Origin of the sequence: Mesorhizobium sp. M7A.F.Ca.ET.027.03.2.1, from assembly GCF_003999175.1 — a bacterium.
Lineage (GTDB): Bacteria > Pseudomonadota > Alphaproteobacteria > Rhizobiales > Rhizobiaceae > Mesorhizobium.
In genome coordinates, this window is the sequence record NZ_RZOM01000082.1 from 1 (window position 1) to 10,503 (window position 10,503).

Sequence of the window (10,503 nt, forward strand, 5' to 3'; positions counted from 1 at the left end):
GTTGGGCACGCATTACACTGCACTCGAACGTTGGGCCGGAAAGATCGACTTAATCTCGAGGAATGCTGCCAGCCCCTCAGGTCCGAGTTCCCGACCAAGGCCGCTTTCCTTGACACCGCCGAATGGCGCGTCGATGTGAAGCGCGTAACGGTTGATGCCGACAACACCAGCCTCCACTCGGCGCGCAATCGCCATGCCCCGCTCAGGGTCGGACGTGAACACCGCACCACCCAGGCCATACGTAGTGCCGTTGCAGATCGCGATCGCCTCCTCCTCGTTGTGGTACGGGATCACAGACACCACCGGCCCGAAGATCTCCTCCTGCGCGATCCGCATAGATGTGTCGACATCACGGAAGACCGTTGGCTCGAGATAATATCCGACGTCAAGTCCCTGCGGACGCCGACCGCCGGTAACGACCTTCGCGCCCTGCACGCATCCAGATGCAATGTACTCCTCGACGCGAACACGCTGCCGCTTCGCCACCAGTGGCCCGACCTGCGTCGCTGGATTGAGCGGGTGGCCCACGACTAGCCCAGCCACCTTGTTCGCAATTCCTTCGACGACTTCGTCGTACCGTGCGCGCGGAGCAAGGACGCGGGTCAGGGCGTGACAGATCTGACCGCTGAACGGGATGCACGCCGGCGCGACTAAGGGGAGAAACGTGTCAAGATCGACATCCTCGAGCAGCAACGCCGCCGACTTGCCGCCAAGCTCGAGCGTAACGCGCGCGAAGCGCTTGGCACAGGCCAGTGCAACCTGGCGACCAGCGTGCGTTGAACCGGTAAACGACACTTTGTCGACACCCGGATGCGACGCAACCAATGCTCCTGTTTCGCGCGCACCGAACACGATATTGACGACGCCGGGGGGAATGCCTGCCTCGCCTAGGGCTTCAGCGAGCAGGTATGAGTCCAGTGATGCTTCCGGTGCGGGCTTAACGACCGTCGTACAACCAGCGGCCAACGCTGGTGCCAGCTTCCATGCGATTGCGCCCTGAGGGCCGTTCCACGGTACGATCAATCCGGCAACACCTACCGGCTCCCTCCGAATGACAGTTCGCAACTCGTGTCCTATGCGCTCGGATTCGACTTCTAGTTGATCGGCAAGCTCGGCATAGTAGCGGTAAAATTTCGATGTGCCGCTCCCATTGGATTGCACGGAGCTTACCAGGGGCATCCCGATCTGCGCCGTGACAACCGCGCCCAGCTGCTCGGCGCGATCCTCGATTGCACGCGCGAGTCTGCGCAAATAATGGGCTCGCTGCGACGGCGGCAGCTGAGGCCACCCGGAGTTCCGGAACGCCGCACGTGCGGCATCCACTGCCGCAGAAACGTCGTGCTTGTCGCCATTGGGGATTGTCGCAAATTCCAGCTCATCCGCCGGGTTCACGACCGGAATCCTAGCCGACGAATGGGCCGGCCGGAGCTCGCCGTCGACATAGATATCGGTGTGCTCGCCTGTCATCAAGCTGATTGGCGTGGTCATTGCTTTGCCTTTCGTCACATAGGCTGATCCTTCCAAAGGGCTCAACCAGTTTGTCCACTCAGCACCGCTGCTACGCGTCGACCTTGGTGGCGGGAGCCGCTCGGCGGCTTTCCTGCATGCTCGTCAGCAACCAGACGCCGGCGGATTAGTGGACGACTCGCACGGCCAGCCGATCGGTTGATTGCTGTGGCACGAACTCGGCCAGGGCGATCGACAGCTTCGGCTCATTCGGTCATTTTTGTTGAATCACACTCAAACGCATTCTGGAGCTCGATCGAGGCATTACTAGGATCGGGGGATGCCCGCGACGAGTTCCAACCTTGCGGCCCGCCCCCTACACCTCCGGGCCAAACTCAATCCCTGCCCAAACCAAGGCCAGCGTTAAGGAACCAAGTGCCACGCGGACAGCGGGCGCTCGTGGGCAGACGCCTGTCTCAGGGCCAAAGGTTTTGCAGCACTCTTGGGGTGGCAGCCTTGGCACGCTTGACCTCTGCTCTGGACAAACGGTCGACAAATTGGGCCAGCACTAAGCGGGCAACCACTTCCGGATCGACCGCCGGGTCTCGCTGGACGCCGACGTGGATCCGTTCGAGAAATGAATTCCGGTTTCTGGCGTTGGCGCGCCGGCCGGGATTCCAACCCTCGTAGTAGAAGCCGCGAAGCAAAGCTGGCAACCGTGCGCCCATGTAAACGGCGTGGTCGCGATCCAGGCAGTCGCGCAGAGCGTGCAGCGTCGCAATCAGAGCTTGGTAGACCCGCTCGCGATCATGCCAGCGAAGTCTCCACATCAGATCGCTGATCCAATTCTGAGTTACTTCTAATGCGTTGTTGAAATCATGCCTCGCGCACATTGGCTTTTCTCATTTCCTTGAAGGTTGCCAGGATCTCGAATGCGCCTCATCGGCCTTGAAGTTGACCTGGTCAGGCGAGACTAGCGCTGCAAAAACGAGGACCACAAAAAATGGCTTCCGTCCGTGGCGAGCGAGCGATGCCTGACAGATGACCCCCTTGGAAAAGAGGCCTTCCGGTAGCGAAGTAGTTCCAGAGGCAAAGCTGGAGTTCAGACGGTTTGACAAAGATATTAACCGGAGCGTTCGCTAGTGCTCGTGCGGGCACGGCTCGACCCAGACAAACACTCCGTTTGGTTGTAATTATCTCCTTGCATCCAGATTAATCGCTCAGTTTCCGCGTCAGAAATCCTCGCCTCAGCGCAGCGCTAGGATCTCGTTCGGCGCAATCTAAACAATTTGGCAGTCCCAGCGTGCCTCATTCCAAGGGCCTAGAGGCCGCCGCGTTACGCGACGGCGGCACTCAGAGAGTTCTTCTAGGGCTCACGTCAGGGTGTGCTACATCGTCGCCGCAGTTTGCTCCCGCTTCATAGAGCCGAACACCTACTGCAACTCACGCGCGCGCCCGGCCCCATTCCCCTTTTCCCATATTGACTCGTAGTTTCGCAGCATCATCTCCGCGACACCAAAGGTGTGATTGCCTTGCCGCGAAGCCAGGCGAGCATCGATGTCGGGATAGATAAAGAAGGGCAGGGAAATTCGTTCGGCCGGACCACTGTGCACGACCTGATGCGGCGTACTCTTGAACCGGTTATCGCTCAACACCTGAAGCATGTCGCCCAGATTGACAACGAGACTATCGGGGAGGCTCGGCGCCGGTATCCAACGCCCGTGGAACCACACCTGCAAGGATCGCGTGGGGAGTTCCTCCTGCAGCAGCAGCGTGAAAAAACCATTGTCGGTATGCTTAGCGGCCGCGCCACCGGTAGACGGATATCGGATCACGCGTTGCAGAACCGTCGGCGGGCTGAAATGGCGTTGGAACCAGCCTTTTTCCATATCGAGCAGGTCGGCCAGCGCGTTCCCGAGCTGCGGGACGACGCCATTAAGCACGGTGGCCTGCAAAGCTAGGAGGCTCCGCGCGAAACCTGGAGCTAAGGCGTCGTCCGGAAGGCGTGTGAGTCCGGCAAATGGACGCCGGTCGCTTTCATTCTCGATACCGAGGTCGAACATTTCCTTTGGGTCCGGCCCGGCCTCGGGATGCAGCATTTCACCGTGCAACGGACTGTATCCACGCGCGGTGGTGGGGTGGACGTTTTGAAAGGCGTGACCATAGCGTTCCTTCGTAGCCAGGGGCAACGCGAAGAAGCGCCGGGAAGCGTCGATCGCTTCTGTAATCTGTTCTTTCGGGATTCCGTGCTCGACAAGGTAGAAGAACCCGTACTCCTCGCAGGCCGTGCATAATCGCTGTTGCTCTTCACGTCGCGTTGCATCGGATGACAGTTTCGCCAATGAGATTTGCGGTAGCGTAGTCATGGTCGCTCCTCCGTCGGTGCTGTGCCCCTGTGGGGCTACTTAAGCCAAAAGATTGTCTTACATACACAGATCTATTCTCTGTCGCAGCGAATATCCTATAGATTACCCACAGGCGCAACACAAAATATATCAAGAATATGCGAACTTACTGTACAATTGGATTTAACGGTTCTTAAACATCCGTAGCAGGCGAGGTTTGTGACCCCCCCTCGAGTTCAAGAAGGGACGATGAGAGCCCGTTCGATGATGTGCGCGAGATCTGCCCAAATTTCACGCTGGCCTGGGTGTGGACGGCGTACACCCAGCCCGTATGGCCTTGCGATGTTGATACAGGCGAATGACCGCCACGTTCCAGTGCGTTGGCATTGCGCAACAGCAAGCATCAGTATGCATTTTGATAGGGACGGAATTGCCAAACTTGTGTGAGTGAAAGCAAACGGCGAGTTCTACCTCTTCGGGAATTGTCTGGCATTTACAGCTCATAAACCTCGATCGCTTGGCGAAAACGAATCCGGCCACAAGAAGTTTTTTGATCACCTTTTTGTTGATGATTTCCGGTCTTCTTTTAAAATTGCGTCAGCCATCTTCTCAGCCACCATGACCGTTGGAATGTTTGTATTGGCGCGGGGGCAGAACGGCATCACCGAAGCATCGGCAATCCTCAAGCCCGAAACGCCCCGAACCCGACCCGACGGATCAGTCACCGCAGCAGGGTCGGAGGCTTGCCCTATCTTGCAGCTCGAAGTCGGATGCCAGTTGCCGGTCACATTCTGTCGGACAAATCGGTCGAGATGCTCCTCGTTTTTGATCAGATCTGAAATGCTATGACCATCGGTTATGACATGGCTAATGAGGGCGCGGCGCAAGCGTGGAGAACTGTCCATAAGCAAAGCAAGCACCGAGGTGAGCCCGTAATTAACGCAATTGACCTTGCTGACCTGCTTCGCTCGTGCATTCCAAGCTGAGGGAAACGGGTCAAGCGCGACCGCCGACAGGGAATCCTGCTTCAGTAGGCGGGCCATGAAACAGAATCCGTGCTTCAGTCGATCGGCGTCCCGCTTGTCGCTCAACCAGTTGAAATCTACCTGCGGCTCTACGGTATGAGAGCGATCCTTGAGCACGATCGTCCCTGTCGAGTAAGCTCGGTTGACCCACAAATAGAGGGAGCCGAGGCGCTTGCCCAGCGGGTGCCAGGCCGACTTGGCAACCCCCGATATTGCCATGTCCGTCGACGGGCACCCATTGTAGCCCGACGAGTAACGGGCGTGCATCTGGATGTGGCCGCTCACGTTGGGCGCCATGCGATCGCTCGGTTTCAAATACGCAGAAACGGCGATCCCTGGATGTTCTTGAAGGTTCTGGCCCACACCTCTTACATCTGCTACAACCGGAATGCCGAGATTTGTCAGTTGTTCAGCCGGACCGACCCCTGAGCGCATCAATATGGTGGGGGAGTGGATAGCTCCGGCGCAGAGGATCACGTTTGAAGCGAGATACGACTGCTGGCCGAAGTTGTTTTCCGTCTCGACCCCCGTAATGGCGCGGCCTGAAAAGGCCAGCCGCACAACCGTCGTTTCGGGCAATATTGTCAAATTGCGTCGGGAGCGGACGCTCTCGGACAAGTAGGCCATCGCAGCGGAAACGCGATGCCCGTTTCGATTGGTCAAGGGAACAACCGAGTATCCGTCACCAAATTCACCATTGAAGTCCGGCCTGAAATGAAGACCCTCCTGTTCATACGCTCTCGATACCGCTCGGATAAAGCCGGACCAGTCTGATCGCCGCACCCGTCTTATCGGCAGCGGACCAGCCTTGCCGTGAAATTCGCCGCCGAAATCCAGATCGCATTCGAGCCGACGGAAGTAGGGTAGAACCTCCTCCCAGCTCCAGCCCGCTGCACCGCTCGAGACCCAGTCATTGTAGTCTTCGGGACCACCGCGGTTGGCCACCTGAGCATTGATGCTGGAGCCGCCGCCCATCACCCGGGCCTGCTCGTAATGAATGGGCTTGCGGCCATCCCGGACTGCGGTCGCGTCGAGTAAAGGCCATTGATAATCAGGATTGAAGTAAGCACGTGTTGGATTGCCTTCCAAGATGTCATCAGGGACGGCATTCGGGGGCGTATCAGGACCGGCTTCGATGAGCAGTACGCGATGTCCATCGCTGGAGAGCCTGCTCGCCACGACGGATCCAGAGGAACCGCCACCGATCACGATATAATCGAAAACCACACAAGCCTCCCACTATCCACATGATGCTCAGACGAGGGATAACGGGCACTATTAGGCTCCCCCAGCAGAGGATCACTCGTCAGGCAGCTAAATACGTGATGGTGCCGTAGGAAAACCACACTACACCCTAGTAGTTGGTAAGAGGCCGAGAATCAGCTAGGATGACAAGCGGAATGAATGTCGAGATGGCCGCGTGATGGGCGAGTCACGTGGTTCCTTTCTGAGAGATGGTAATTTGAATTAAACTCCTCAGATACGGAAATTGCCGAAGGCCGAGCCTCAACGCCGACGCACAACAAGAACGCAGCGGCTCCGCAACTGTTGCCTACGACGCAGCAATTTCGTCAAGTTTAGCCGCTATCTTGCAGTCATCCCACCGATGCGACCTGGCCGATCTTCTTCCAGCTCGCGCCGGCACGTTACGCCACCCCTGGCGAGACCGTGTGCGGCCCGTCTCTACGGCGTGGCGCTCGGACGAGCGACGATCCCGAAGGATATCCTATGTTCCGTGCGCTTGCTGTTCCTCATGCTAAAAGTCATTCCCGCCTATAAGCGGACGCGTCAACTACTAGATGCCGTAGTATCAGTGCTTTCCCGCAAGCTCTAGAAGCCACGGAGTGTTCAGCGCACTTAAGGGTGCATCGGCATGCAGAGCAACGTCACGACCCTAGAGCTTGCGAGGTGCATCTGTGCGGCAGACGAGTTGGGGCGCAAGATGGGCCTTCACATTACCATGGGCGAAGATTTTGAAGAGTACGTTGGGATCACCAGCAGACTTCCCGGGAAGTCACCGACGTATCCAAGCTTCCGTCCAGACTGTTCTTATCTTCCGCCTGGAAAGGCCTTTTGGATCGTCGGGCGTGATCAGGATGGAAGAGTAGCGCATGTACAAGCGATGCGTCTATATCATCTATCCAACACAGACGTTGCTGAGCACCTTGGGTCGTTGAGAGCCTGGTTCGCGGATCCTACCTTCATAGCCGGGTCTGGTTCCTCGTCTCGTTGCGATGCGCCCACTGGCCGCGCCATGACTGGGCTGGTCGCCTATCATGGCGACATCTGGTTGCGCGAGGACTTCAGAGGCCGCGGTCTCTCTACCTTTATCGGTCGCATTGCATTTGGACTAGCCTGGGCTAAATGGTCGCCGGACTTCATCTATGCGCTGGTTGCCGATTGGCACGTCCAAAAAGGCGTTGTCGATCAATATGGGTATCTACATCAGGAGCCACACGGATCAGTCCTGCACTTGCCCGCGTACGGGATAGCTGACGACGATTGGCTCGTTTGGCTGACGCGAGACGAACTGTTGAAGACGGTTCATGCCTCATCAGTGCAGGCGCCCGTTGAGAATACTGTGGCGAGAGCCGACTCTCGATCATGGACCGTATCGCCAGACTGATCTGAGCCGGAAACAGATGCCGTATGAACGTCTCCTCGGCCCGGTGATTGGAGATTTCCAAATACTACATATTCGAGAGCCTCTAACACGCGTGAGCCTCAGCGCCTGAGCGGCTATCAACGACCAAGTTGCAAACTCTCTGGAGTTGGGCTCGGGTTGGCGACAGGTTCGGTGGCACTATGTGACACTCTCGCTACGCTAACCGTTTGAGCTGTCGCCATTCCGGCAACGCTGTTGGCCCTGCGTAGCTGCCGGTCGACACCGCGTTGTCCATTGGCATGTGGCATCCGGCAGGTTCCAAGAAGGCCTCGGACGCGACATACACGCGACCGCGGGGACCGCCGATTCAAGCGACGAGGACCGGAAGTGAGGTTGATTTTCCCAATGCAAGTCGAAAGGATTGCCCGGGAGATGTTCGTCCTCCCGTCGGGTTGGCGGGCGGGCCAGAGCCAAGCCCACCTTATCAACTGCGTCGGACAAACTTTCGGTAATCCCATTCACAACTATCAAGAATCTAAGATGTTTCACCATTTTGAAGTTGTGCAATATAAAGCTCAATATAATTTTACGTTCCGATAACTCACCGAGGGGAAACTCCGTGCTAAAGCTTTAACGCCGACCTGCCAAGGACGGCGCGCCGAGCCTTAGCCGCAGCTTTGTGCGCGCTCGCAATATTCGGTGCAAACGGTTGCGGAGAAGGAATTATGGAACGCCCCCAACTCGAAGAAGTGCCCGTCCTTTCCGAAAAGGAAATAGAGTGCATACTCTGGGCAGCCAGAGGGAAATCGTCGTGGGAGATAGGACGAATACTTAACAGGTCCGAAAACACTGTGAATTTTCATATAAAAAACGTAATGCGGAAATTGGACACGGGCAGCAGAACGGTCGCTGCTATGAAGGCGGTAAGCCTCGGGATTATCGAACTGGAGGAAGCGGTGAGCGCCGCCGAAGTGTCGTCCGGCGACGATTAGAGTCTCGGTCTTTTCTGTAAGGCCGCTGAGCCCCCAACCCGAATTGCGACGAAGCGGATTGCGCCAATAATCCCGTTATGGCTGCCGGGTCTCATAGTCGACCCACGAATGCGGCCTCGCAGTCTTGAACAACACGATGAGACAACGCCCACGGACCTGGGGAACGCGAGTTTTCGTCCATCGCATCCTCGGGCCGGGGTTGTGTTCACATTCATGAGGTGATCGAGAAGGCTGACCGGGAGGTTTTCCGCTGCGGGCGCGGTCTGAACCGCGTGGCGCAACTGCCCCAGTACTTTGGGGTCTTGGTGACTTGCTGCAGGACGGAACGGCCGAATAGGATTCGGGGCACAGCACCAGGGCCGACCACGCGTCATCGGAGGTTCAAGCTGCGCCAGCGCACAGTTCGATCTCAAACCGTACGATGCGGAGACCGCGCAGATGCCACCATGGCAGGCGCTGGCCGAAGAGACGCTCCTGATGCGGCAAAGCTGACAGTGCGCCTGAACCTCGACGAGGTTGGCGTAGACGAGTCGTTATGTCGTGGAGTCCTCGGCCCATCGGCGTCTGCACAATCTGAGAGCAGCCGAGCGCACCGGTCAACGGGAGGTGGCGCGCGTGATGGACGAGAAGATTCCGGCTCAATCATCTGGAGCGCCCTGCAGTCTGCGATGCGCCGTCGCCTGGTGAGTTGTGTGCGTCAAGTTCTGCAAAAATGGCGTGGCATTCAGCGGTGACGTTGGCGTGTCCGCCGCGCAGCCCCCGTGCCTAGCGGAGCGGCGGACACGCGGGCGGTGCTCAGGCGGCCAATGCCCTCAGGCTCTCCTTCTTGTGCTCGCGCAGATGCTCCATGTTGAGATAGCGGGTCGCCTCGAGCCAGTTCTCGTGGATTTCCACCGCCAGCGCCCGCAACGGCCGCAGCTGGCGCAGTTCATCGAGATGTGCCTCGTCGACCATGCTGACCGAGGGCCTACGGTGCCACGTCCGACTTCAGGTCCACCAGAGAACAAGATCCGGCCGCGCGAAGCCGAAAAAGCTGTTCAGCACCAGGCGACGCTTTCCGTCGCCTGATTGACCGGTAACCCCGTGAACGAAGCCGCCATCGATTAGGGCGATATCCCCGGCCTTGAGCTGGAACTCGCGGCACGGGACGGCCTCAAGATAGGCTGCCGAATAGGGATATCCAGTGGTCTCCACACCCTGCGACTTTCGGTCCGCAACTGTCGGCTTATGGCTCCAGAGCCTCAGATTGCCCCCGTGCTCGGACATGCTGGGATAGAGGTTGAGCGCTGCGACCGTATTGTGCGCCACCGCAGAAAGCTCGTAATCATCGCCAGCACGTAAGACTTGAGCGACATCGTCGTGGGGATCCAAGGAAAACGTGCCACTGCCTGACCAACTGAGAGCGCGACAGACGTTGGCCTGACCGCGTTCCGAACGGGCGAGCCGCAATTCAATGCCCTGGTTGTGAAGCTCTCGCTTCAACGCGCCGAATATTGCTCGGACCGGGTCAACCAAATTCTTAAAAAGGGCATCGACGTACGGCCGCGCGTTTTCGGCGTCTGCGAAATATGTGGCTGCATCCTTCCTGTAGTGAGATGCGCCGACATATTGTCCGGGCACACCATCTCTACGCTCTCTGAGACCGGAGCTTCCAATAAAATTCGTGGTGATCTCCTCGGCTACTTCGGTGCTGAAAGCTTGCTTGATGTGCAGAGCGGTAAGCTCACCTTTCAGGACCGAGATGATCTCCGCCGTGTTGATCGACCCGGTCCGTTCTTTGATCGAAACCGGCGAGATGGCTGGCACTTGAGATATCTGACTAGGCATTGTCTTGCTCCTGTAGTGCGTGTTCAAGGATGGTGATGCCACGATCGAGTTCGGCATCGGTGATGGTTATCGGCGGGAGGACTTTGATAACGTCGCGATTTGGCCCCGAGGATTCGATAAGAAGGCCATTTTCGAATGCGACATCGTGCACGCGGCCGACAACTGCCGGTGAACGGCATTTCAGGCCGGCCATCAGACCGCGACCGCGCTTTTGTTCGATGTACCGGGGGAATTTCGCAACGAGGCGATCGAGGTGCGTTTGC

At 57.8% G+C, this 10,503-nt stretch carries 6 protein-coding genes and 2 pseudogenes; 1 reads left to right on the top strand and 7 read right to left on the bottom strand.

Annotation, left to right across the window (positions count from 1 at the left end):
* Window positions 1-12: 12 nt before the first annotated feature.
* The 4 genes from EN750_RS06080 to EN750_RS06095 form a co-directional block, all read right to left on the bottom strand.
* Window positions 13-1,488: an aldehyde dehydrogenase gene (locus EN750_RS06080; RefSeq protein WP_206073044.1), complete on the bottom strand. Its 1,476-nt coding sequence runs from the start codon at window positions 1,486-1,488 to the stop codon at window positions 13-15.
* 434 nt (window positions 1,489-1,922) lie between these two features.
* On the bottom strand, window positions 1,923-2,339 hold the full coding sequence (locus tag EN750_RS06085; RefSeq protein WP_095489418.1) for a DUF2267 domain-containing protein: 417 nt from the start codon (window positions 2,337-2,339) through the stop codon (window positions 1,923-1,925).
* Between the two features lie 540 nt (window positions 2,340-2,879).
* Window positions 2,880-3,812, bottom strand: coding sequence for a 2-oxoglutarate and iron-dependent oxygenase domain-containing protein (locus EN750_RS06090; RefSeq protein WP_127248681.1), 933 nt, complete (start codon window positions 3,810-3,812; stop codon window positions 2,880-2,882).
* A 533-nt stretch (window positions 3,813-4,345) separates the two neighbouring features.
* Window positions 4,346-6,043, bottom strand: a complete 1,698-nt coding sequence (locus tag EN750_RS06095) for a GMC family oxidoreductase (protein ID WP_127248682.1) — start codon at window positions 6,041-6,043, stop codon at window positions 4,346-4,348.
* Window positions 6,044-8,167: 2,124 nt separating this feature from the next.
* Here EN750_RS06095 and EN750_RS06105 point away from each other — a divergent pair.
* Window positions 8,168-8,413, top strand: a pseudogene (locus tag EN750_RS06105) (helix-turn-helix transcriptional regulator); the annotation flags it as partial.
* A 795-nt stretch (window positions 8,414-9,208) separates the two neighbouring features.
* On the opposite strand, the pseudogene EN750_RS39315 reads toward EN750_RS06105, so the two are convergent.
* The 3 genes and pseudogenes from EN750_RS39315 to EN750_RS06115 form a co-directional block, all read right to left on the bottom strand.
* Window positions 9,209-9,331, bottom strand: a pseudogene (locus EN750_RS39315) (IS256 family transposase); the annotation flags it as partial.
* 69 nt (window positions 9,332-9,400) lie between these two features.
* Window positions 9,401-10,240, bottom strand: a complete 840-nt coding sequence (locus EN750_RS06110; protein ID WP_127248684.1) for a hypothetical protein — start codon at window positions 10,238-10,240, stop codon at window positions 9,401-9,403.
* The coding region (locus EN750_RS06115) for an aminotransferase class III-fold pyridoxal phosphate-dependent enzyme (protein ID WP_127395894.1) at window positions 10,233-10,503 on the bottom strand (271 nt) is incomplete at its 5' end. The genes EN750_RS06115 and EN750_RS06110, both read right to left, overlap by 8 nt.

Excerpts from the sequence above, each read along its gene's own strand:
- EN750_RS06080 (WP_206073044.1), bottom strand. The coding sequence starts at position 1,488 with ATGACCACGCCAATCAGCTTGATGACAGGCGAGCACACCGATATCTAT.
- EN750_RS06110 (WP_127248684.1), bottom strand. The coding sequence starts at position 10,240 with ATGCCTAGTCAGATATCTCAAGTGCCAGCCATCTCGCCGGTTTCGATC.
- EN750_RS06090 (WP_127248681.1), bottom strand. The coding sequence starts at position 3,812 with ATGACTACGCTACCGCAAATCTCATTGGCGAAACTGTCATCCGATGCA.
- EN750_RS06085 (WP_095489418.1), bottom strand. The coding sequence starts at position 2,339 with ATGTGCGCGAGGCATGATTTCAACAACGCATTAGAAGTAACTCAGAAT.